This window comes from Rickettsiales bacterium, assembly GCA_035765535.1.
Classification (GTDB): Bacteria; Pseudomonadota; Alphaproteobacteria; order Rickettsiales; family JABCZZ01; genus JABCZZ01.
Genome location: DASTXE010000006.1, coordinates 733,364 through 756,911, shown reverse-complemented (window position 1 = coordinate 756,911; position 23,548 = coordinate 733,364). Strand labels below are relative to the sequence as shown.

Below are 23,548 nucleotides of genomic sequence, written 5' to 3'. Positions count from 1 at the left end.
ACGATATGCATGCTGCCGCTATCATGTATATCAGTCGTATTATCGATTTATATTTTGTTGTATGCAAGCGTATAAGTCCTAGATATATCTAAGTCATAATACATGTATAGTATGTATTCTTATCATTTTTTTCTAAGAGGCCCCTAATGAAATGGACTAAAAGCGAGTTGTTGGAAGCTATTCAAGCAGGCGATCCGAAAATCAGGAATTACTTTGATACTTTTGGTATTGTTGTCATTAAGGGGCTACTGACAAAAAAAGAGTTTAAGCAACTGTTATGCGAGTATGATCAACAATATGCCGCCAGAATGGGGGCTAAAAAATCTGTTGTTAAAATGCTCTTAAACCGCTTGGGATTTTCAGGGCCCAAGCAATATGGCTTTAAGGCTATTCTTCGTGAGATGTGCCGTGGATGGGGAATGCGGTTCCTGCCAGATTTTGTGGACTCATCCCCGTTGTTCATGAATCATTTCTTTAGTGAGAAGATGATGCCGATTTACCGGTATTTTGCCGGGGAGCGGTTCTTATATTTAGGAAGCGACGGCAGCCATTTCATTACTACGAGTTTTCCGTGGCATAAGGATTGGTACACTAAGATGCCGATTATGAAATTTAACTTCTATTTTAATCCATTCCCGTTCTTCGGCGGGAAATTTATGGTCATCCCGGGCAGCAACTATACGGAAGATGCTTATGCAAGATTCCTCCAAAAGAGCATGGCCTGGCCAATGCAGAATAAGCATCCCGGAGGACTGGCGGAAAATGATTTTCTTCCTATGACTCAGAATCCAAGAAGGCATCCGATTACGTTTCTAACGGACTATTTCAAGGATTTATTCGGAATGAACACTCAATTTCCGGATGTTCCTCATGTCGAAGTGAAGGTTTCAAAAGGAGATGTTGTTTTATTCGATCAGCGTCTTATCCATTGCGTACAATCCAACTTCCCGCCCTTTTCCAGAAGGCTTCTCACTGTTCTGTTATCGAAAAATGCCTATGAGTTCAGTGACGATCACTATCTGTTGAAGAGCGGAAATACCCGTGAGTCGCTTATGCGGGAAGTGGTGGATCTGGTGGTTTCCGAGCGCAATCATATTGCGTGCCCTGCTTATGGCGATGCAATGTATGAGCATCCTTTTTCTAAAGGTAAACATTTTATCAGTATCGATAAGATTCAGACTAATACTCCGGCAGACGAATCCAAGTACAATGTAGGAAGTTTTGAACTGGAGGGAGGTGAACGATTTACGTCTGTTCTGGACGTGAATCATTATGCTGCAATCGGAGCTAAGTATCGTCAGGACGCTGGCGAGAATCAGAAAGATAAGAAGGATATTCTTGCACAGCAATACTCCTATGGTGACGTTCATCTGGGGATCAATGCACAGAATATTACCAAGATCAGCAACCGGTGAAATGGAAAAGTATGCCCCCCTACGCTAGTCTTGAATCTATCTTCACCCGCTGGAACGCGTTGAACAACGCGGCCAGTATATTGCATTGGGATAATGCGACGATGATGCCGTCCGGGGCGGGGGATATGCGGGGGGAACAGCTGGCAGTGCTGGCGGAACTGGCGCATGAGACGATCACGCAGCCTGTGCTAGGCGAGTTGTTTGCAGGGGCGGAGGCGCAGGCAGGTTCGCTGGATGAGTGGCAGCAGGCTAATTTGCGTGAGATGAAGCGTGTATGGCGGCATGCTACGGCGCTGCCGGTGGAGCTGGTGTCTGCGATGACTAAAGCCTGCCATGAATCGGAGCTTTTCTGGCGTACGGCGCGCAAGGAAAATAATTTCAAGGATTTTGCTCCGCATCAGGCCAAAGTGCTGGAGCTGGTGCGGGAATCGGCACAGGCCAAGGCGGCGGTGCTGGGACTTTCGCCTTATGATGCGCTGCTCGACCAATATGATCCGGGCACACGCAGCACAACTATCGACACTGTATTTAAGGATCTGGCCGTGTTTCTGCCGGAATTTATCCAGCAGGTGCGCGAGCGGCAGGCTTCCGAGGTAGCACCGATTGAAATCCATGAACCCGTTCCCGTCAGCGCGCAGAAAGCTCTGGGCATTGAATTCATGAAAAAGGTCGGATTTGATTTTACTCACGGGCGGCTGGATGAAAGCGTGCACCCGTTCTGCGGTGGCGTGCCGGGCGATGTCCGGTTGACGGCACGCTATAATGAACAGGATTTCCTGTCAGGGTTCTTTGCCGTGATGCATGAAACCGGCCATGCGCTTTATGAAATGGGGTTGCCGGAACGTTGGCGTAATCAGCCGGTGGGGCAGGCGCGCGGCATGGCGTTCCATGAGAGCCAGTCGCTTCTTTCGGAAATGCAGTTGTGTATCCGCCGTGAGTTTCTGGAATATTCCGTGCCGGTTATTCGTGGAGCGTTCGGTGTGTCTGGCGATGCATGGACTCCTGACAATATTTACCGCTTGATGACGCGTGTGCAGCCCAGCCTGATCCGTGTGGATGCAGATGAGGTGACGTATCCTGCTCATGTGATTCTGCGCTACCGGCTGGAGCGTAAACTGATCGGCGGGGAACTGGCGGTGAAAGATCTTCCGGAAGCCTGGCGTGAACAGATGCAGGGGCTGCTCGGCATCGTGCCGGATTCCGATGCAAATGGCTGCATGCAGGATATTCACTGGCCGGACGGAACGTTCGGTTATTTCCCGACCTATACGCTCGGTGCGATGACAGCGGCGCAATTATTTCAGGCGATTGAAAAGGCGATTCCCGATTTGTTGGCGAAGATACGCAGCGGCGAATTTGCCCCGTTGTTTGCATGGCTGCGTGCGAATGTGCATAGTCTTGGTTCAAAGCTTTCTTCCGAGGAATTGCTTAAGCATGCTACGGGAGAGGTTCTTAACACCACTTATTATAAACGTCATTTGCAGGCACGTTATCTAACGGCATAGGTCTCTGACTGTTATTCCAGCCAGCCGCGGTACCTGACGATCAGTCCGGTCAACGGATGTTTTATTTCTACGTGGAAACGGAAGCGGCCATTATCGGCGTATTCGAAAGATTCTCCCGATGGCGCTAGGCTGGCGGGAAGGGGGATGCCGCAGAGGCTCCAGCGTCTGACGATCAGAGTCAGGCGACCTTCTTTCAGCACCAATGCCAGCCCGAATGTGAAGGGGCCGAATTGTTCGCATAATAATCCGGCCATGCGTCCCGTGCCTTCCGACTGAATACTGTGGAAACGTTGGCCTGCGAAATTCCGTTGCCAGATTTCTTTGCGGTTCTCAAGACGGAAAGTCACGGTAACGGGTACATCCTCACCTGCAGAAGGAAAGCCGATACAGGCGGCGACAAAGCGTGCCAGCGGATGGGGCCCGCGTTCTACGGTTGCTTTTCCGGAAGCGGATTTCGTGTCATACAGTGTGTGCATATCACGAATAGCAGGGGGAAGTTCCTGCCATGCATCCTGCAGCATGCGCTGATATAGAGGGGCATTCTCCGGCAGGGCGGACAGGTTGCGCACACCGGTATAAATGGTGCGCCTGCGGAACAGTGTATTGTAATCGGATAATTCCAGAGTAGCTGCACGCGCACCAGGGGAAGGTGTTTCACCGCCCAGAAGTTTACGAATAATGCCTTCCACCGCCATGGAGGGAATCATGGGGCCGTCATCGCCTTCGGCAAGCATATGCCATGAACGCTCCAGAGTTACACCACTGCTGTCAGTTCCCGTGACGGACACAAACATCCCGCCGCGATGCTCGCCCCAGCGCAGGATATTGATGACGCGGTGCATGAATCCGGCATAGGGCAGGAGCGAGGGCATAAGGCCTTTTTTTACCAGCACTGCCAGTGCGTTCAGCATGCGGTGCAGGATTGCAGGCACTGGCGCTACGCCTATCCAGATGGATTCCAGCGCGGGGTAATCATCCGGCAGAAGCTGGAGATCAGGCACGTCCACAAGTGAAAAATGCAGATTGCGCAGGGGCAGCTTGCCGGGAGGGGCAATCGTGTAACGCATGGTTTCGGTTAAACCATAGCCTATGGCCTTGCGGCCATTGCGGATCAGGCTTATGGGCTTGCCCGCGTAACTCATGACGGCGCGGATGACGTTGAGTCCCACTCCGGCGTAAGGTGAAGGCGCAATGCCGGCGGTAATGGTTTTTACCTTATCCATACCTTGGGCCAGGTGGCGGACCACGGCAGAAGTCAGCACAGGAAAGCTGCTTGCACCGGAGAGGATAAACAGGCCGCGCTGTTTTGCGGCGTCATCGAACTGTCGGATGTTTTTGACGAAGTCCGATCCGTCGGCCAGGTCAAGGTAATGAATGCCCAGTGCGATACAGGCTTTCACCACACGGTACGGATCGTTTCCATATGCCTGAAACGGACCGCTCGCATCCACCACGATATCAGGGCTTATTAGTTTCAACTGTTCTTCAAGATTGCCGTTGCGGTCTATCGCCAGCGGCGTAAGTGCTGCAGCGGAGAAGAGTTTGTTGCAGAATTGTTCTGCTTTTCGGTGCGAGCGGCCTGCAATGACAAGCGTAAGGCGTGGTTCGTCTGCCAGCAACTGCGCCAGTCTGCCGCCGAATGTGCCGTAACCGCCGAGAATCAGTATTTTCGTCATTAGGTGTTTTCCAGGTTGCGAATTTTGTGAACTCCCTTGAGCCTCAACAGCAGGTTGCGGCAGGCGCGCATGGAAGGGTAACAGAGTCTTGCAGTTGTCTTTGAGCGGAAGAGCAAGGCGTTCATTCGATTGAACCAGCCGCGATTCGTTCCGAGCAATGCCATGATATGCAGTGCGTCTGCGCCATGGTAGAAATTTTCACCGATCCGAATGACCATGCCTTCGTCCAGATTAAGTTTCTGGTTATGGATTTCCTGCATCAGCGGATGAGAGGCTTGCGTGCGGGCATTGAGCAGATGCAGTTTGCCAGCGGCTTCACGGATGCGCAAGGCATGTGCGGCGGTGGTGCATATCGGGCAATCACCATCGTAGACAAACCAGATTCCCTCCTGCTGCACGCTTCCCTCCGTTAAAACGGTGGCGATTATAAAGAGAACAGGTATAGTTGCCAGAGGAATATCGTCATGATCTATCTGTGGGTAAAATGGGTTCATATCCTTAGCTCCACCCTACTGTTCGGGACGGGACTCGGCAGCGCATTTTTCATGTTTATGGCCAATTGCCGCAAGGAAATTCATGGTATTTATTTCGTCGCGCGTCATGTGGTGATAGCGGATTGGGTGTTTACGACTCCTGCCGTGATTCTCCAGTTAGTGACGGGGATATATCTTGCCCATCTTCAGGGATATGCGCTTACGGAACAATGAATCACGATTGCGCTGGCGCTTTATTGCCTGGCGGGTGTGTGCTGGGTGCCGGTGGTCGTGCTGCAGATCAAGATGCGCGATATGGCAAGGGTAGCTTTGGAGATGCAGAGGGCGCTGCCTGATGCTTACTGGCGAATGAACCGCTGGTGGATCGGGCTGGGCTCCATAGCGTTCCCGGCGGTCATGGTCATATTTTATATCATGGTGTTCAGGCCGCAGATATAAAGCTCTATAATTGGCGTTTACCCAATATTCATTTGCAGTATATGTTCTATCCTTCGTTCAGTGAGTTAGGATAGGAGTTCCGTTATGTCTGCTGAAGATCAATCGCATGTTTATATTGTCGGCGGGGGTGTTGCCGGACTTGCGACTGCTTATAAACTCACCGAGCAGGCGCGTGCCTCAGGCGAGCCTGTACCAGAGATTACGATTATCGACCGCAATGCGGATGTTGCCCAAGGCAGCAGTCAGGCGTATGGCGGGCTTCTGACAGCCAATTCTTATTTGACAGTGGATTTCCCACGTGCGGATGAAGCCAGAACCAGGTTGTCGACGCCTTATATTCCTGATGCGCAAAGGAACGAAGGAGTTGCTTCCGGATGGGCGCTGCATGATGCCACGAAAGATGAAACAAGGTGGGTAGAACAAGTTGTCAAAAGCGCCGACCGGCCACCGGAAGTGCGGCGTGCCGACGAGACCGTTTATCATCGTTTCGGATTATCTTCTATTCATGACTGGGAACGATTCTGCCAGGAAAACCCCGAGTTCGCATCCGCATGCAGCTTTCGCTATTCCAGTGGAGAAGGCCAAAGCGGTATTCTGAAAATTTACGCCGACGGTACCGGAACAAAATTTGAGAAAGACAGGGATTTTTTGCAGGGAGTGGGAGGTGATGCTCAATTCTGCCGACAATTAAATCAGGATGAGGCGCATGCCTATTGCCCTGCTGCGGTGGATGCTTACGGACAGGATGCGCTTTACTGTTCTCAGCAGGGTGGAAATATTAACGGTCAGGCTTTTTGCACCAAAATGCTCGAGCATCTGAAAGCGCAGGGTGTCAAAATCAATTTCGTAGGCGGACAGGAAGTCGAGAATATTGAATATGGTGGTAACTCCGGCGATATTACCGGACTTCAATTGAAGTCTCAGGACGGACGCACCAGCCATGTAGGCTCTCTGGACGACCGCTATGTATTCGCTACAGGGCCCGATCAGGCGATTTGGCAGAAATTGGGCTATCGTTCGTCTCCGATTATGGGAGTCGGCGGCACGACATTGACGGTCCCTGTTGCGGAAGAAAAGCTTCATATTCCCCTCAAGTTTGTGGACAAACACGGTGGACCCGTGATGATTCCGATCAATGATAACGAGGGGAAACCGTGTGTGCGCGTCGGAGGCTATACGGTTTTTTCCGGTGCAAAGGATGTCAGCACGAGTGAGCCGTTTGCGATCGATTTTCTTACGCGCCAGTATGAGATGTTCGAAAAGCTATATCCCGATCAGGCGCATGCATTCCTGCGCGATCAACTGGGGGGAGATATTGCAAACCTTTCCCACTATTCCGGAAGCTGGGCGGGGATACGGCCCGTTACGCCGGATAATCATGCGATTGTGGATAGGATTCCGGGATGCAGTAATGGTGTTGTGGTCGCAGGGCTTGGAGCGATGGGAGCGCTTGCCATGGGAGCGGCGGATATGGCGGCGCAATTGCTAGGCGGTGCGGAGCGCGATGATTTGACGGTGAAGGGAATGTCGCCATCCGATACTGCAGATTTGCTGCGTATGACGTCAATCGACAGGCTGGAAGTTTTCCGCACTCCGTCACATACGTTTGAAGTGGGGCGGAGGGGGGATGTGCAGCCGCGTGGGCGTTAGAAATAGTCCTTACACCGTAAACAAAGAATCCTGATTCTTCTCCTTCGATAATTTATCCGCGATGCGTGTGGGTTCGGGAAGGCGGTATTTGGTCAGGCATTCCAGGGTGATTCTGACAGCGGTCTCATGAGAGACACGGTTGCCGGGGGAAATAAATAGCGGGAGCAGTTTGTCCTTACTGCGGAGCACCGTTCCGATTTTTTCCCCTTTATGCGTCAGTGGTTTCTGACTGCCTTTATCTAAGGCTGGTTCTTTGTAACTTCCAACCAGACGCGACTTTGCAACTCCTATGGAGGGAAGCCCCGTAAGCACCCCAAGGTGGGCCGCGATGCCTAGACGGCGCGGATGGGCGATACCTTGTCCATCCACCATCAGGAGGTCGGGCGTCCTATCCAGCATATTGAGCGCTTTGATAATGACCGGGATTTCCCGGAATGACAGTAACCCCGGAATATAGGGGAAGGTGGTGGGAAGTTCCGCTTTCACCGAACAGAAAGGCTGCAGCGTATCCGCATGCAGGCAGACGACAAAACCACGGCTGATATTGTTGTTAATATCATAGCTGACATCGACCCCGGCAATCACTCTGATCTCGCCGAAATCGTCGTTCAGGCTGATCTTTCGGCGCAGCTCTTCCTGCATGGAGATAGCCTGTTTTGCGTCCTGCGGCCAGGGCGGCAATGTGATGGAGGGTTTCATACTTCTTCCCGTGTTTGCATAGTTAAAACAGAGTAGATGATTTCATCATAAAAATTCTATCGGTTGAAACGGTATGGCGGAGCATTCATGACATCTCCAGCGTATTCATACGCTTATGGTCCTTGTGTAGATAGAGATTTTCTTATAATATTTAGCGTAATGGGTTTGTCGGTGAAAAACTTAACCAGGTAGGATAAGTTGTGGATGCTGCGCTTAATATTTTAATCATTGAGGATAATGAGGGCGACGCATTCCTAATTCGGGAAATGCTGGAGCAGGAAGCCCCTCATACATTTTCCATTCAACATTCCCCTACATTAGAGGAAGCGGAACCGCAGTATAAAAATAAACCGTTCAATCTTCTCCTGCTTGACCTGAACCTGCCGGGCATTACCGGCATGGAAGCGATTGAAAAGTTGCGCCGTGATTTACCCGGAGTCCCCATTATCGTCATGACGGGGCTGGACGACGATAAAAGAGCTCTGGGAGCGCTTCAGCGCGGTGCGCAGGATTATATTGTCAAAGGACAATACGGTAATAAGATACTGCCGCGCGCGATTCGTTATGCCATCGAGCGTAAACAATTTGAGAGCAAAGTTATTGAGCTGGCGCATTTCGATCGTGTGACGGGCCTTATCAACCGCAATCTTTTCATGGAGCGTCTGGAAAGCAGGCTTGCCGGTCAGCCGGATTCACCGCTGGCGGTGCTCCTGTTAAGCCTCAGGCGCTTTAAGGAAGTCACCGCTACGCTTGGGCCGGAGATGGGACAGGCATTGCTGAAAGCGGTGGGAGTCCGGCTGAGCGAGCGCATTACGCAGCAGGACGCGGTGGCGCGGATGGAGGGGGACGAGTTCGCGATACTGGTCACCGGACAGTCCGCACTTCCGGCGGAATTGGCCAAACTTTCTGGCCAGTTGCTGAAGGTAGTCGAGCGGCCTTTTGAAATCAACGGGCTTGCTTTGCATATTGGCGCCAGCATCGGCATTGCGATTTATCCCGCCTGCGGCAGCGATAAGAACACATTGATTACGCATGCGGACAGTGCCTTGCATCGCGCCCGGCAGAATGCCGACAGCACATTTGAATTTTATACGTCGGCGCTGAATGAAGAACTGAGCCAGCGCGTGCTGCTGGAAAGGGATTTACGCACTGCTATACAGCAGCGCCAGTTGCTGAATTATTATCAGCCGATCATCGATCTGAAAACCGCGAAACCTTGCGGTGTGGAGACGCTGGTGCGCTGGCAGCATCCTGAAAGAGGAATGATTCCACCTCTGGCCTTTATTCCGCTGGCGGAAAAATCCGGACTTATTACCGAAGTCAGCGACTATGTCATACGGCAGGCATGCGAAGATGCGGTCTTATGGCAAGGCATACAGGAACAGCCGATCTATATTGCGTTGAACCTCGCCTCGCGTGATTTCCAGCAGGAAGGTTTTTCCCGCCATTTGCAGGAAATACTGCGGCGCGCCGGGATCGACCCGAAGCATATTGCGCTGGAAGTCACCGAAGGCACGCTGATGGAAAATCCAAAGCAGGCCATACAGACTTTGACATTGTGCCGTGAGTTAGGGGCTTCGGTATTTATCGATGATTTCGGCACAGGTTATTCGTCGCTCAGTTATCTGAGCCAGCTGCCGCTGGATATTCTGAAAATAGACCGTTCCTTCGTCGCAGATATTCTGACCAATGGCCATAACCTGCTGATTGCCAGTGCTACTATCAATCTGGCGCATGCGCTCAATCTCAAAGTGGTCGCAGAAGGTATTGAGACCCAGGAGCAGAAAGAGCTGCTCAAAGCACTTGGATGCGATAAAGGACAGGGCTATTACTTTGCCAGACCGATGCCGAAGGAAGAGCTGGCGGCTTGGCTTAAAGCGCAGCAATAAATTCAACGGATGCATAATGCTTTATATTAAAGGCACTTAAGATTTTTCTTGCATTTATACTGACTGGTCGGTATAAATATTCTTATGAGCAACACGACTTCCCATAACCGCCCTATGGCGGCGGCACGGCAAAAGCTGCTGGATGCGGCACTTAAAGTGATCCGCACGAAGGGCTATGAAGCCACAACAGTCGACGAATTATGCGCCGAAGCCGGGGTGGCGAAGGGTTCTTTTTTCCATCACTTCAAGGGAAAGGAAGCGCTGGCCGTGGCGGCTGCGGAATACTGGTCGCAAATCACGAGTGAGTTTTTTGCGGCGGCACCTTATCATCGCCATAAAGATCCGCTGAAGCGTGTGCTGGGTTATATCGATTTCCGCAAGGAAATACTGGTCGGTAACGTCCCTGAATTTACCTGCCTGATCGGCACGATGGTGCAGGAAGTTTATGAGACATGCCCCGCTATTCGCGATGCGTGCAATGCCAGCATCAGCAGCCATGCGGCAAAAGTGGAAGCCGATATTGATGAAGCGATGAAATCGCACGGCATTAGCGCGGACTGGACGGCGCGAAGTCTTGCACTGCACACACAGGCTGTTTTGCAGGGTGCATTTATTCTCGCTAAAGCAAAAGGCGATGCTGCCGTAGCCGGGGAGAGCATTGACCATCTGCGCCGCTATATCGTTTATCTTTTTCGCAAACCAACCTTCTCAGGAGAATTATCATGAGCCAGAAAATTACCGTTGAAACCATCGTCAATGCACCGATCAATACAGTATGGAGCGCCTATACATCACCGGCGGATATCATGCAGTGGAATGCGGCTTCGGATGATTGGCATACCACAAAAGCGGAAGTGGACTTACGCGAAGGTGGAGCGTTCAGTTCACGCATGGAAGCAAAAGACGGCAGCATGGGGTTCGATTTCGCCGGAACCTATACCAAGATCGTCGATAAGCAGCGAATCGAATATGCGTTTGGCGACCGCACTGCGCAGGTTGAGTTTATTCCTGAGGCCAAAGGAGTGAAGGTGCGTGTGACGTTCGATAGCGAAAATGTCTATCCGATTGAGCAGCAGCGATTTGGCTGGCAATCCATTCTGGATAATTTCCGCAAGCATGTGGAAGCAGCAAGCGCGAGGGCGGCGTAATGACTCCTACCATTACCGCATTTGAACGGTCGCCCGATGGCGGCAAAGGGCTCGCGCGCGACACGCGCGTCCGCTGGGCGCTTGAGGAAGTGGGCCAGCCTTATGATGTGCGGCTTCTTTCCTTCAAAGCGATGAAGGAGCCTGCGCATCTGGCGATCAATCCTTTCGGGCAGATTCCAACCTATGAGGAGGGCGATCTTGCCCTGTTCGAGTCAGGAGCGATTGTGTTTCATATTGCAGAAAACAATGCGGGACTTCTGCCGAAAAATGCCAATGCCCGTGCACGCGCGATCGCGTGGATGTTTGCTGCGGTCAATACGATAGAGCCGCCGATCCTCGATCTCGTCACCGTCAAATTGCATGAGGGTGACAAGCCCTGGAGTAAAGAGCGCTTGCCTCTGGTTCAGGACCGCATACGCAACCGTTTGAATCAGCTTTCTGCTCACCTTGGCGATGCGGACTGGCTTGACGGTGAATTCAGCGCGGGCGATCTGATGATGGTGTCTGTGCTGCTCAGGCTCAGACCTTCAGGGCTTCTGGAGGAGTACCCGAATCTTGCTGCTTATGTTGCCCGGGGCGAAGTGCGGCCTGCATATCAACGTGCGTTTGCTGCGCAGCTGGCGGTTTTTACTAATGCAGTGGCGGTGGGATGATTTCTCATATGCAATTTAGCAGAGTGAAAATTTTATATGTATTAGGCAGGGTGTTGCCAAATTTCTTCTAGCAAGCTCAATCCCTTTGATTGCAGTGGGGGTAAAAGTGCGGTTGTACGCCGAGATTCATGAGGATCGTAGCCAGTCTTTCTGATTGCATCAAAAATATAATCTTCAATCCATTGAACAGCTTCGGTTAATACCTCAAGAGCTAAACGCCCTTCATATGGGCCGCTTTTTATCAATAGGGTCTCTTTTTCTCCTTCTTCCATTATAGATAAAAGGCTACGAAAGGTTTTCTTTACGGTACCATCTTCTGTTAAAATTGCTTCGTACGCAGAAAACTCATATTCTTTAAGGATGTTATGGCGCTCTTTATCAATAAAATCCCAGAAAATAGAGTATTTTGTTCTATTCTTTCTAAGTTCATTCCATGCAGAATGGAGACTGTTTTTAAGTGGTTCAGGTAAGCATGATTTTGCGTCCTTCTCACGCATTAAATGAATAGATGTTTTTAATAATGCGCAAATACCAGCCCATTGAACTTTCCAATTTGAAAGCTTATAGAGCTGCTCTTGAGTAGTTCTATGGCATATTTGCAATCCATGCATGCCCGATAAGATGCTAGATACAGCTTAACAGGCAAAGTCATGTTCTCGAAATTGGGAGGAAGCATTCTTAGTTCTCGATCTGACGAACCATATGATTAATTAGTAAAAGGGAAATGAGATTGACAAATGGTCTCCTGACCATTTGCCGTCAGGCGGCGCCTCGCTTTGCTGCGGCGTCCAATTTTTCTTCCTGAAAAATTGTCGAACTACGTTCTCATCTCATCACATCGTGATTACTGATTATATGGATGATAAATCCATATAATCAGTAATGGCGGTGGGCGTAGTCTGCCGCGAACCGCTCTCTGTGACAAATTCCCTGTTTATCAGGGAAAGAACAGGGAATTATTGTAAATTTAGCCATACATTGGATCTAGAAGTCTAAAAACCCCCATAATGTTAGTAAGTTACTATGGTATTCCCTAAAAATTCAGCAGGGAAATTATTTCTTGATACAGGGAATTTATATATGCAAGCAGGTAAATAGAATATTTAGATTAGGAGACAACCCAAACCCTATTTAAAGCCAAGTTTCTTCATCTTTTCCATGATGTGTTGGGGTGGGAAGAGGTGAGTTACATGTATCGTGTAGAAGCCGCTCTGCTTAGTGATTGCTCCAATGCACCCACAAATGCTTTAAGCGAAGATTGCTGCAGCAAAATATCCACTTCTGTATCGGTGATTCTGTCTTGTGTTAAACTTGTATGCTGCGTAAATTCGTTCCAAAACTCGTTGTGATTGTTATATTCTGCCCCAATCTTTTGCTCCAGCAGTTCCAGCTTTTTCTCAGAAGGAAATAAAGTGGTATCCTCATAATAACCTCTGAGGCATTGCGGCGCTCCCAGGAGAGAGCCTCCCTTGGCTAAGATTTCCTCCGCAACCCGGATCATGCTGCGTCCCGTATAAACGGTGTCATCCAGCAGTATGACATTTTTCAGCCCGCGAGGGACATCTATTCTTGCGTCTTCCTGCCTTAATCTGTCTGCATCATCGCAGTCTGTTCTGCTGACGGATTTGGCTACAACACCTATTCCTCGAGGGGCAACGCGAATGCCCGATTTTTGTGATACCGCCCAGGCAAAAGCTTCCGCCATGTAATTCATGGAGCCATCTGCCCGCGGTGTGGACCTGATCGGTACGATTACGGGAGAAGGTTCCAGATGCCCGTATTTTTCCTGAAGGCTGCCGCATATGTCTGCATTGACAAGGGGTGGCCTTGCGCTTTCATCATAAGGGCAGAAAATACTTTCTTTACCGTCCAGCACTTTCGCAGCGGCACCTCTTTTGGGAAATACCTGCGAGATACCCTCTATTCCAATCTCTTCCCCCTGCAGAAGCTTCTGATGGAATTGTTTGCTTTCCTCGGTGATAATGATACCGGCCGGCCAGGTAATGTTGTCGACGTTTTTTAAGATATGAGTGAATTCTTCATCGCCTGCGACAATCCTGACGGCCGACAGCCAGTCTCCGTTCTTGGCAAATTTCCTTAAAGGGGATTGAGTGAATGCGTCTTCGCCGCTTCGTGACAGCGGATCGGGCTGGCCTTCTTCACCGCTCCATGTATGTGCGGCGATATCCTCTTTGAATACTTCGCGTAACGACGGTTTTCTGGAGAGAGGGGCATATCGGGTCATGTTACCTTCCTGGTCCTCCCACGCTTGCCGGACGTCCGGCATCCAACTCCAGAAAATGGATTTCTGGCGCATTGCCTGCTCTGCCGCTTAGTTCCTGCGTCATAACGCCGCGCCTCAATGATCCCTTGGAGGTCAGATATTGTTGGGGTATTTTGGAGGCAAAAAAGATGTGTACCGGGATATCGCCAAGGGTTTGCCTGAGGCTTTCGGCCGCATCAGCAGGGTTGGTGCCTTCCCCAATAGCCAGAATCATACCTACTGTGGTTTGACCTTCATTGGTTACGGGGAAGGTCGCCGCTTCCTTTACTGCCGGAATGGTCTGGGCTACTTTGTCCAGGGCGGCGGGAATGACTTCCCTGTCATTTACGACAAATATCTCGCTCTTTCGTCCCACGATCGTAATATGTCCATCGGCATCCAGTGCAACAATATCTCCCGTTTTGTAGAATCCATCTTCTGTGTAGCTTTTCCGATTGGCTTCATCATTCTGGTAATAGCGCGCTACGGAAGGACTGCGCACCCATAGCTCTCCCATCTCGCCGTCCGCTACCTGTTTTCCGGCGCCGTTTACAATCTTTATTTCAACACCGTCTACAGCACAGCCTACCGTTCCCGTTTTGTTATTCCGCGATGTATTGGCGGAAATAGGGCCGGTCTCCGTCGATCCGTATGTCTGAAGAAGGCTGATAAGCGGCAGCTCATTCTGTACTTGTTCCAACAGCATGGGATGCGCTGACGAAGAGGAGGTTTCCAGCACCTGTAATGCACTATCCCGCAGTTTCTGGCCGATTCCCGGCCTCTTATGCATGAGACCAGCTAAATCCACAAGATTGGAAGGCGTCAGCGGCACCCAGTTGGATTGGGTGGTTTCAATAAGGTGTGCAAGTTTGGTCTCTCCTGTGCTGGCATAGTTGAGGTTCGTGTGTGGATATACCATTAGTGTTCCGCCCGATAATAATGTGGTCAAGGCAGTGGTGACACCCCACTGAGCGCGCTGGGATAAAACATTCAGACAGCGCAGTTCATTCTTATGAATACCGACTGTATTGGTATGTATCCGGGCGTTGTGCAGGAAATGTCCGTGCGTATGAGCAACCAGTTTCGGAGTCCCTGTCGTTCCAGAGGTTTGGAACAGAACGGCAATATCGTCTTCTGTAGGTTCGGCGATCTCCCCCTTACTGAGATTGCTCAGATCCGTATTGTGGCGTAGGGTGAATTTACCGTTCTTATCATTCTCCGGATGCAGTGTAATAACAGGGATATTTTTCGCGGAGGCCAGAAGAGCAATATCACTATAGTTAGGCACGGTTTCATCAAGCACTAATACGTCCGGTGCGATGGTATCCAATGATATATCTGTCATTTCGTCGTTCTCGAACCTTCGCATTGGGGCTGCGATCGACGTATTTATAGTGGCAAGCAGCGCTGTCACGGTACTGGGTTCGCCTTCCGACAAGGCAAGAGCGACTTTGTGATGCCGCCTGAGGCCGAGTTGCTGTAACTGTACGGTCATATCACTTACAAACGCGCCAAGCTGCCTGTTGTTCATTCCGGTCTGTTGATCCGCTCTCATCAGGGCGGGAGAAGGATTATCATGGGCCGTAATGGCGGATAGGATATTGCCCATGTTATCCAGCCCTCCGGCCTGCAATTCCGGATTCAGCTGTGTTTGCGGCCCTGGCTGTCCATTCACCTGCTGGCCTTGCTTCAATGGAATGGATATGCTCTTGCGATGGAAGTAAGGATGGCACTCCGTCCTGCGCTATGGATGCGCCTTTCTCAATCGCCTTTTGCAGGACATGTCCAGGCAGGGAACTATTATCGAGATGCTGGCCTGCTGCATTGTAACCGTCATACCAATATGCCTCCCACTCATGCGGATTAGCCTTCCAGACGATGGGTTCCTGATCTTCTGGCGATGCGAAGAGTTGTCCGGTAATGATATTGCTATAGGCATTGACGGTGTGTGTGTCAGGTGAGCTTAATGTGCAGTCATCCTGTGGTATTTCCTTAAGCTGTCTTAGATGGTTGCTGCAATTATTGGCCACAATATCATCTTTAGCGACGATGCTGAACTGGGAGAAACTCCCCTCCGTTTTCTGAATATCGGTTTGAACCAGCGTACCTGTATTGAGTGAAAAAACGGCAGGCAATGTTTCACGGATTTCCTCTTGCGCATATCCCAGATCTTTCATGGAGCGCACAAGCGCATTACGCACCTCCTGAACAAAGCAGGTGCCGTAACTATGCGCTACGAATCTTATATTCCCAAGTTGCTGCCTGACCTGCTCTATATCATTGTACCGTTCGCCGGAAACGACCGCGTTTTCGTCTTCCTTGCGATAACGATGCGCCTGGGGATGGGCAGGGGTATAGCGGGGACTTACTGCTGGCATTAACACATCCTGCACAAACTGCATGGCGGTTTCGGAATAATAATGCTCCGGATCCTGATTGTACTGATTGCCATATGCGCTATATAGCGCCATAGGCTGCTGGGGGTAGGTAAGAAAGTAATAATCCATATTGCCAGCTTTCTGGCTGAGATGATCCGCCCTGCGTATTCCCTCATCGATGAAATCCTGTGAGCAGTTTTCCTGGACGCCAAGCCCCCATACTCCAAAAACAACAGGCTTGTCGAACCTGGGATATTCTGCCTTGGAAAGTTTATGAAATGCATTTGCATCGTCAGGGGCGCGGGCGCTTAAACCGAAGGAGGGTATAATATCCTCCTGTTTCAGGTCGACAGGATGTCCTGCCTTTTCTGCGACGCAGTAGCTCGCGACGGCGAGCATCAGATCCCCCAGATTTCTTTGATATGAACTATTATCCAACTGGTATTGCGCAAGGGGAGGCTGGTTATGCAGTTTAGGGCGGCTGTTAAGGCGGAACGTGACAAGGCCTGCAACATTGCCGAAATCATCCGGTATCGGCTGAGCAGGTAATGACGGATCATACGCAATGGTGATCTTCTCTCTGCGCAGAAATTTCTCGACAGCATCTAGCAAGGTTTCAACTTTAGGATCTTCATATTCCGGGGAAGGATGGAATTTCCGCGTATTAAGATAAGGAAGAAATGTGCGCAGCACCTCTTTTTGCGGCAAATCCCGGGGAAAGAGTAAATGCTTGTCCTCAACCTGCTTGATCTCGGTTTTCTCTTTCTCGAGATCCTTCAAATAAGGCACAGGGTTCTTTAGGTAATCTGGCGGATTATCGCCTAAAACCTTTGAGAATTCTATAAGCCGCAACGCTGAGAGAAGTGCAGTTCTTACATGAATGGATGCCGGGAGCAGTTCCACTTCTTTAGCGGATAACGGGCGGATCTGGTGATAGGCGGATACCATTTGGGAGGCTTCTTCCCAGTCAATCTTCTTGCCGGATATCTGCGTCTTAATAGCCGCGCCGAGGTCCATGTAAGAAGGACCCAGCTGACTGTATTCATAATCGATCAGGGCCACCAGCTTGCCGGATCCGTCATATAATACATTACCTGTATTAGGATCTTCATGAAGCCTGCTGCGATGAATCTCGGCAGCATGCTCCGTCTGGCTCTTTTCTAAATTGTAGAATGTATCGCAAATATAATCGACAGCACCTTCTTTCACAACCATGTGAGCAATTTGTGCGGCGGCCTGCCTGAACCGTTCCCTTGCGGGTAGTGCCGAATCACCGAATGTCGGCTGATCTTCTACCAGATGAGCAAGGCCGTGCCTGTCAAACTGTGACATGAACCGGTCTGTCAATGCCGCTTCCCAATTTTCCTTGGGAATGCCTTCATCTTCAAATTGGGTGAAAACACGCTGAAAGTTATCCCGCAATGTGTCAATCTGCGCATGTGCTTTATGGCGCGGAACAATAGCATCTTCCGGTAATTGCGTGGCGGCATGCTGCTTGGCGAGCGCCTGTGCCACCTGTATCTTATGCTGGAGTTGCGGGCGCTCTATATATTGCGCATCGCAGAATTCCTCTACAGTAAATGTGCTATCGCCTGCTGTCATCAGGCCAACGGGTTTGACCACCGGTACGTCGGCATCATAAAGTTCTTTCTGAATCCCCATATTCTCTTCCGGAGTGCGCCTTGCACCCGGCGGAACGTTTTTTACAAAATATTCTCCTTCTGTGGTTATAACACGATAAGCGGATCGCACTCCCTCCATCACAGCAATCACATCTTCAACAGTTCCTAACTGAGGAAAGGAAGCTGCAAATGCTGATGAAATATCTTCTTTGGTAAATGCCATTATGCTTCCTTATGCTCTGCCGGCTTCCTGTCCGGTTCTGCCGGCGAGTTGCTCCACATGCAGCAGTTTTCTGTCGGCCAGGTGAGGGGTGGGCGGAAATATGTCGCGGTTATCGAAGAGAGCTGTCACCTGATCCAGGTCAAACCCCATTCCGCTACGGTCTGTTGTTCTACTGATATCAATGGATTGCATGAAATTTTCGTATATCCGGGCAATATGTGGAGAGAGATCTCCTTCCACGATATCGCCATCCCTTATCCGCTCTTGAATCGTGGCCATCGCCACCACGAGTTCGCAGGCCATTACCAATCGTATATTTTTCACCATGGCCTGTGCATCCAGCAACTGCTGAAACACACCGGAAACACTATCTTCTATGCCGTTCTGAAATTGTAATGAGGAAGCGTCTGTTATGTTCTGACGTGCGTGGCCGACGACATTTTTCAATGCCTGCCCCGCGATGTTAGTTACGTTCAGGGACTGGATGTTATCTGCCAAGCTGTTGGGGCGCGACAGCCCCGGCACCAAACGCCCGTTAAAATGCGGATCACACATTTTGGATAATCTCTTAAACGAAATATCTGCATGTTTCGCTAAGGCCAGCTGCAGGGCGCTTAAGGTGACAGAACTATAGGTGGTGTCGAAATTACCGTTATGGATGATCTGATCCGAATCCGCTGAATAGTAAGGATTCTGTGTGGCCGAATTCATTTCCTGCTGCAGGTATTTCTCAAGCTTACTGGTATAATTTTCCACGGCAGCCATGACCTGCGGGAATGTTCTGAAGCTATTAGGATCCTGCAGGTTCCGTGCCCCGGTTTCAAGCAGCCTGCTGTCTTTCATAACGCCGTTGATACATTTTATGGAAGTTCTCAGGGAGTTACTGGGCCGTGCTTCTGCAACCTGCGGAGCGATGGCCTGTGGTTGAGCCCTATACCCCTCCATACTGGCCCCGAATACGGAGTAGGATATATCCATCAGGCGCCTTATCTCGGACAGGGTGACCGCCATCAGCGCATCGCAATAATCATTGCCTGCCAGCAAGGCAAGATCTTCCCCCGGAGCCAAATGAAAATCCGGATGCTTATCAAGCCACCATTTTGCAAGTATTGCAGAAGAGTTTAAATCTCCTTCACCTGTTCCCAGCGCTGGGACGTTAGGCATGGAGCGGAAATTATTATCGTTGAAAACTTCTACAAGCTTTTCGATTAGCTCCGGCCTTACAGCACCCATTCCTCCAGCAAGAAAGCTGTTAGCCTTGATAGCCAGAACCGCCTTAGAGACGCTTGGGTCGACGAAGTCGAAAATATTGGAAAAACTGCCCGTATTTACTATCGAGGAATAACGGTCCGTGTTCTGGTCTATCAATACGGTTGCCCTGCTGCCAAAACCGGTATGCAAGCCGTATACCTGGTTTTCGGCAGCCGTTCTTTCAAAGGCTCTATGAGTTTCCCTTACCCGGCGCAGTGCGGCAGGATCAATGCGTATTTCGGTAATATCGCCTCTGACAATGGCGTTAACCTGTTTGGGCGTTAATGAATTTCCGTTCAGCAGCAAAGTCCTTTTATGAGACATGTCATTCCTCAATGTTTCATTACAAAACATTACATGGAATTGATTAAAGATTTGTTAATAAATTTTGTTTATAAATTAGTAATAGTTGTTGATTTTTGGGACGGTGGTGTGGGTGTAAATCCTTTGAAAAAAGAGCAGGTTGTATTTTTTACCGGTTTCCCGGAAGCAGCGAATGAAGGAGTCGGCGATTATACGCGCAATCAGGCAAGGGAGCTTGAGACATTAGGATATGAAGTCCTTGTGCTCGATAATGCCCAATGGGATCTCACCAGTGAGAATAGTTTGCAAAAACAGCTTGATGCTCTTAATCCCGACCACAAACAACAGATTATCCATGTACAATATCCCGGTTTGGGAGAACGCGACCGCCAATTGCTGGATCAGATAGAATCCCTGGATTTGCAGGCGAGTCAGAAGCTGGTGTTTACGTTCCATCAGTTCAGTCTCATGAAGGGAGGAATCAACCCGGGAACGGTAGAGTATCCAGGATTTTGCATGTCGTATAAAAACGATACACTTCCCGTATTGCGTAAAGCCGATCAGATTGTTTTTACAACGGATGCCGAACAGCAATCGGCTGTTGAATTCGCAGGCGCGCATGGTATCGATCTCAGGCAGAAAAGCAGCGTCATTCCGGTTCCAAGCAATATACCGCTGCCTGCTTGCGTACCGGAAAGAAGCAGCCATATAGGAAGTTTCGCACGCTTCAGGGCTCATAGGCGAGGTCTGGAACAGCTCATTGAAATGGCAGAGGATATCCGCGGGCGGACATTGCCGCCTGATGCTCCGCAAAGACAGGCTTCACGATCGGAATATGAACCCGGACTGGCTGCTTATGATGAACGGCAGCAGAACCATACTATTCATCTGATTGGCGACATTGTGGAGACAAGGGGAGATGAGCAGGACAGGGGGCTGAAGTTTGTCAAAAACGATATCGTCAGGAAAATATATAATCTTACGCCTGCGCAACTGGATGCGCTGGAACGTATCGATAACAAGCAGGATCTTGTAAAGTTTCTGCAGGGCAAGTCTAAACGGCTTAATGTTGAGTTGCATCTGGGCGAATCGGCGGAGCGGGTCGGGGAGCTGATCAGCGAGATGGGCTATATGGTCACCCTGGTGAAGGGAGGAGTTACGGGGAAAAATGGCAGCGTCATTCCCGGAATGCAGATGGGGCGTGTGACGCTGGCCACGGAAGGCGAAGATACACCTGCCTATTACAGAAACGGCAGTATCGTGTTGGTCGAAGACTGGGGGGATGCATTGCGCCAGATTAACCATATGGAACGCGAGGGAACTTCGATCAGGACGGAAAAAAATCCTCATGCCCTGACACGGGATGAGATCGGGGGCAGAGCGGAAGCTGCAACGGCGAATTTTATTCCCCGTAACGTGGCGATCCAGCATGAACAATTATATGAAAGTTTGTTTGCTAAGGCGCAGGCGATTGACACAGAGATAGCAGCGCAGGCAGTGAGGGGCAGGGGGCGCTGAATGAAGAATATGTCTCAACCGGGAGCCCTATAGATGACCGCATCTCTAACCCCACCTCCTGCGCTGCCTTATGATGAAGTTAAAGCCACCTATTTTAATGGCTTGAACTGGACTAATATGCACCGCGCGCTCCATCCTTCCGATATGGTTGGCGTCATCGGCCGTATTGTTAATGACATGCAGATCGTGACCGGTGATTTCGTTAATACGATTTCTACCTGCATGCCCTATGCGGATGAAATACCGGAGATTCATGCGGTCACGCGTACGGAATCGCCTTCCTATGCGCAGAGGGGATTCGATGGCGTGCTGCATGAAGCCTGCCTGCAGCTTATCGGAACGGGACGGTTTGCAAATCGGGAGACCCAGCGGTGGCAACGCTTCGCGAGACGGGATGATAGATCCGTTTCATTGAGCAACGGCCTTAATACCGTGATGGAACTCTCCCATTCTCCGGCATTACAGCTGGCCAAATCCGTGAATGATGTCATGCATGAGCAAGGCTTTCTCTATATTGAAGGAGTACCTCAGGATAGTGAGCGCAGAGAGGATATCCGGCGGATGCTGGAAGCGCAGAATTATACTATCGATGGAAACAAATTGCGCGGCACGATTCGCCGTGACGGAGGTGAAGCAGAGGAGGTGGCACTTTCCGTTCATTCTGTATCTGCCGGGCTTAAAAGCGATTTCATTCCCGGCTCGGGTGTGGATTACAAGGGCAATGCGACGGATTACCAGTTCGGCATTTCTACTAACGGGCAAATAAGTAAACCGCTTGGCTGGATTATTGATCCGCAAGGCGGGGTGGTGGATGAAAACCTGGCAACACACTGGGCTATTTTCAACAAGCTACGCAGTGGCGGTTTTTATGAACTCAATGGCCCGCAGCAAAGAATGTTGTTCAGCGGTTCGTTCAATGCCGAGAAATATGATATGGGAGGGTTCAACGGCATCCGCTCCACTATTGCTATGCTTGAGCAGAATCATGGTCTTGATATGTCGACCAGTGCATTGCTGCGGGAAGACCCTGAGGGGCATTCCCACATGATGGCGATCATACGCAGCCAACTGATGAACCATAAAGCGACCTTGCCGAATGATCTGCTGCTTGCCAATGCTGTTGCACAAACGCTCTGTCCCGTCAATCCACCTGACTTTGACCAGTTGCGGCCGGTGCAAGGTGAAGGCAGAAATGCAGGGGCGGATCTGACGGGGATTGGAACACAAAACGATCATATCCGTTCAGTCCACCCTTTCAAATACGCCAGTTACGACTTGCAAACCGATACGTTTAAGCAGATAGCCAAAACCTTCGGCTTGGAACTTGAGGATGGCACTCCGCTCATTGCTTCCGATGATATGCTTCGTGCCCCGCAGGTAACTGCGGGCAGAGATGCATCCATATTACTGGGATATGGGATAATCGCGCTGGAACAGACCATTATCGAGCAGGTGCTGACGCGTGCTTTGGAAGGAGACAGGGCGTGCAGGGAAACGCTGGACTCTATCGGAGAGGCTGTTCATTCCCCTGATTTTGCGCAGAGGTTGCTTGCGGCGGCAGAGAACATCACTCGCCGTGACGGCGTTAAACATTTCGGACTGGGCAGGCAACATGAGAATTGCCGCGAGCTTACAGAGATTGTCAGGGAAAGTTTGGGTCTCAATGAGCTGGCAAAAATGATGGAGCATCTCGTGGAAAGGGAAGGTATCGGTGAGATAAATAGAGAAATGCATACAGCACTATCCAATATGTGGCTGGCGTCGGACAGGATACATACCCTTTCTTCCATACCCTATCCCGGCCAGGGTATGAAGGCGGCTTTCACGCCGGTTGTCGAATGCTTGGCCCCCTCTTTGATGCCGGAACTGGAAACAAAATCGCTCGGCAGCGAACGGAGAAATGCGCCGGAGATGGAATATACTCCCCGCATTCGCGGCCGGAATATGGGAAGAGATGAAACTGCATCATACGCACGTTCTTATCTGGACCAGCAAAGGGGTGGAGGAAGTGCGCAAGCCGGTTTGGGGCATTAGTAGGAGGGCTAGATTATTGGAACAATCATATGGGGATACGGGGATATCATAGCAAAACGATATTTATATTTTCTGATGTAATGGCATCAGAACAGTTTGTGTCTGTTTTTCTCTGTGCGCTATACGATTATGGGGTGATTTATGGGTTGGTGAGAAGTGCGCTAAGCCATTTACCTGAAATATATTGATTAATTCTAAATAAATGGCGGTGGACAGAGTCTGCTGCGAACCGCTCTCCATGTCAAATTCCCTGTTTATCAGGCAAAATACAGGGAAATTTTACTATTTTGGCCTAGAGCATGATAGCTAGCGACTAAAAGCTGCGTCATAATAGATGGTTATTAGAAAATTCCCTAAAATTGGAGCAGGCAATTATTTTTACGGAACAG

The 23,548-nt window shown here is 50.2% G+C and carries 17 protein-coding genes and 1 pseudogene; 10 read left to right on the top strand and 8 right to left on the bottom strand.

Features of this window, described 5'->3' with window-relative positions; genetic code table 11:
- Positions 1 to 146 precede the first annotated feature (146 nt).
- Together VFT64_12365 and VFT64_12360 are read left to right on the top strand one after the other, a co-directional pair.
- On the top strand, positions 147 to 1,415 hold the full coding sequence (locus tag VFT64_12365) for a phytanoyl-CoA dioxygenase family protein (protein ID HEU5048623.1): 1,269 nt from the start codon (positions 147 to 149) through the stop codon (positions 1,413 to 1,415).
- A gap of 11 nt (positions 1,416 to 1,426) precedes the next feature.
- Positions 1,427 to 2,920, top strand: a complete 1,494-nt coding sequence (locus VFT64_12360) for a carboxypeptidase M32 (protein HEU5048622.1) — start codon at positions 1,427 to 1,429, stop codon at positions 2,918 to 2,920.
- Positions 2,921 to 2,931: 11 nt separating this feature from the next.
- Here the strand turns inward: VFT64_12360 and VFT64_12355 are convergent, their stop codons facing one another.
- A complete protein-coding gene (locus VFT64_12355) occupies positions 2,932 to 4,596 on the bottom strand; it encodes a DUF4166 domain-containing protein (GenBank protein ID HEU5048621.1) in 1,665 nt (554 codons plus the stop codon).
- Positions 4,596 to 4,994: a DCC1-like thiol-disulfide oxidoreductase family protein gene (locus VFT64_12350; protein HEU5048620.1), complete on the bottom strand. Its 399-nt coding sequence runs from the start codon at positions 4,992 to 4,994 to the stop codon at positions 4,596 to 4,598. The genes VFT64_12355 and VFT64_12350 overlap by 1 nt, the downstream gene beginning before the upstream one ends.
- 66 nt (positions 4,995 to 5,060) lie before the next feature.
- On the opposite strand from VFT64_12350, the pseudogene VFT64_12345 reads away from it, so the two are divergent.
- Both VFT64_12345 and VFT64_12340 read left to right on the top strand, forming a co-directional pair.
- Positions 5,061 to 5,528 (top strand): annotated as a pseudogene (locus VFT64_12345) (DUF2269 domain-containing protein).
- 84 nt (positions 5,529 to 5,612) lie between these two features.
- Positions 5,613 to 7,178, top strand: a complete 1,566-nt coding sequence (locus VFT64_12340) for an FAD-dependent oxidoreductase (GenBank protein ID HEU5048619.1) — start codon at positions 5,613 to 5,615, stop codon at positions 7,176 to 7,178.
- Positions 7,179 to 7,187: 9 nt separating this feature from the next.
- Here the strand turns inward: VFT64_12340 and nfi are convergent, their stop codons facing one another.
- Positions 7,188 to 7,877 carry a deoxyribonuclease V gene (gene nfi / locus VFT64_12335; protein ID HEU5048618.1) on the bottom strand — a complete coding sequence of 230 codons (690 nt, stop codon included), beginning with the start codon at positions 7,875 to 7,877 and terminating at the stop codon, positions 7,188 to 7,190.
- Between the two features lie 200 nt (positions 7,878 to 8,077).
- Between nfi and VFT64_12330 the strand changes: the two genes are divergently transcribed.
- From VFT64_12330 to VFT64_12315, 4 genes are all read left to right on the top strand, one after another.
- Entirely contained in the window at positions 8,078 to 9,766 is a 1,689-nt protein-coding gene (locus tag VFT64_12330; GenBank protein ID HEU5048617.1) for an EAL domain-containing protein, read from the top strand.
- 84 nt (positions 9,767 to 9,850) lie between these two features.
- Entirely contained in the window at positions 9,851 to 10,492 is a 642-nt protein-coding gene (locus VFT64_12325; protein HEU5048616.1) for a TetR/AcrR family transcriptional regulator, read from the top strand.
- Positions 10,489 to 10,914, top strand: coding sequence for an SRPBCC family protein (locus VFT64_12320; GenBank protein ID HEU5048615.1), 426 nt, complete (start codon positions 10,489 to 10,491; stop codon positions 10,912 to 10,914). Before VFT64_12325 ends, VFT64_12320 begins: the two co-directional genes overlap by 4 nt.
- Positions 10,914 to 11,567, top strand: a complete 654-nt coding sequence (locus VFT64_12315) for a glutathione S-transferase family protein (protein ID HEU5048614.1) — start codon at positions 10,914 to 10,916, stop codon at positions 11,565 to 11,567. Before VFT64_12320 ends, VFT64_12315 begins: the two co-directional genes overlap by 1 nt.
- Before the next feature lie 41 nt (positions 11,568 to 11,608).
- Here the strand turns inward: VFT64_12315 and VFT64_12310 are convergent, their stop codons facing one another.
- The 5 genes from VFT64_12310 to VFT64_12290 all read right to left on the bottom strand — a co-directional run bounded on the left by VFT64_12310 (position 11,609) and on the right by VFT64_12290 (position 19,628).
- Positions 11,609 to 12,178: a hypothetical protein gene (locus tag VFT64_12310; protein HEU5048613.1), complete on the bottom strand. Its 570-nt coding sequence runs from the start codon at positions 12,176 to 12,178 to the stop codon at positions 11,609 to 11,611.
- Between the two features lie 575 nt (positions 12,179 to 12,753).
- Positions 12,754 to 13,812: a phosphoribosyltransferase gene (locus VFT64_12305; protein HEU5048612.1), complete on the bottom strand. Its 1,059-nt coding sequence runs from the start codon at positions 13,810 to 13,812 to the stop codon at positions 12,754 to 12,756.
- Position 13,813: 1 nt separating this feature from the next.
- Positions 13,814 to 15,505, bottom strand: coding sequence for a class I adenylate-forming enzyme family protein (locus tag VFT64_12300; protein HEU5048611.1), 1,692 nt, complete (start codon positions 15,503 to 15,505; stop codon positions 13,814 to 13,816).
- Positions 15,441 to 18,053, bottom strand: coding sequence for a phosphotransferase (locus VFT64_12295; GenBank protein ID HEU5048610.1), 2,613 nt, complete (start codon positions 18,051 to 18,053; stop codon positions 15,441 to 15,443). Before VFT64_12295 ends, VFT64_12300 begins: the two co-directional genes overlap by 65 nt.
- A gap of 9 nt (positions 18,054 to 18,062) precedes the next feature.
- A complete protein-coding gene (locus VFT64_12290) occupies positions 18,063 to 19,628 on the bottom strand; it encodes an aromatic amino acid lyase (GenBank protein HEU5048609.1) in 1,566 nt (521 codons plus the stop codon).
- A 123-nt stretch (positions 19,629 to 19,751) separates the two neighbouring features.
- On the opposite strand from VFT64_12290, the gene VFT64_12285 reads away from it, so the two are divergent.
- Together VFT64_12285 and VFT64_12280 are read left to right on the top strand one after the other, a co-directional pair.
- Positions 19,752 to 21,125, top strand: a complete 1,374-nt coding sequence (locus VFT64_12285) for a hypothetical protein (protein ID HEU5048608.1) — start codon at positions 19,752 to 19,754, stop codon at positions 21,123 to 21,125.
- Between the two features lie 33 nt (positions 21,126 to 21,158).
- Positions 21,159 to 23,159: a hypothetical protein gene (locus VFT64_12280; protein HEU5048607.1), complete on the top strand. Its 2,001-nt coding sequence runs from the start codon at positions 21,159 to 21,161 to the stop codon at positions 23,157 to 23,159.
- Positions 23,160 to 23,548: the final 389 nt, after the last annotated feature.

Coding starts and splice junctions, on each gene's coding strand:
- VFT64_12365 (HEU5048623.1), top strand. CDS start 147: ATGAAATGGACTAAAAGCGAGTTGTTGGAAGCTATTCAAGCAGGCGAT.
- VFT64_12360 (HEU5048622.1), top strand. CDS start 1,427: ATGCCCCCCTACGCTAGTCTTGAATCTATCTTCACCCGCTGGAACGCG.
- VFT64_12355 (HEU5048621.1), bottom strand. CDS start 4,596: ATGACGAAAATACTGATTCTCGGCGGTTACGGCACATTCGGCGGCAGA.
- VFT64_12340 (HEU5048619.1), top strand. CDS start 5,613: ATGTCTGCTGAAGATCAATCGCATGTTTATATTGTCGGCGGGGGTGTT.
- nfi (HEU5048618.1), bottom strand. CDS start 7,877: ATGAAACCCTCCATCACATTGCCGCCCTGGCCGCAGGACGCAAAACAG.
- VFT64_12325 (HEU5048616.1), top strand. CDS start 9,851: ATGAGCAACACGACTTCCCATAACCGCCCTATGGCGGCGGCACGGCAA.
- VFT64_12320 (HEU5048615.1), top strand. CDS start 10,489: ATGAGCCAGAAAATTACCGTTGAAACCATCGTCAATGCACCGATCAAT.
- VFT64_12315 (HEU5048614.1), top strand. CDS start 10,914: ATGACTCCTACCATTACCGCATTTGAACGGTCGCCCGATGGCGGCAAA.
- VFT64_12310 (HEU5048613.1), bottom strand. CDS start 12,178: ATGCATGGATTGCAAATATGCCATAGAACTACTCAAGAGCAGCTCTAT.
- VFT64_12305 (HEU5048612.1), bottom strand. CDS start 13,812: ATGACCCGATATGCCCCTCTCTCCAGAAAACCGTCGTTACGCGAAGTA.
- VFT64_12295 (HEU5048610.1), bottom strand. CDS start 18,053: ATGGCATTTACCAAAGAAGATATTTCATCAGCATTTGCAGCTTCCTTT.
- VFT64_12290 (HEU5048609.1), bottom strand. CDS start 19,628: ATGTCTCATAAAAGGACTTTGCTGCTGAACGGAAATTCATTAACGCCC.
- VFT64_12280 (HEU5048607.1), top strand. CDS start 21,159: ATGACCGCATCTCTAACCCCACCTCCTGCGCTGCCTTATGATGAAGTT.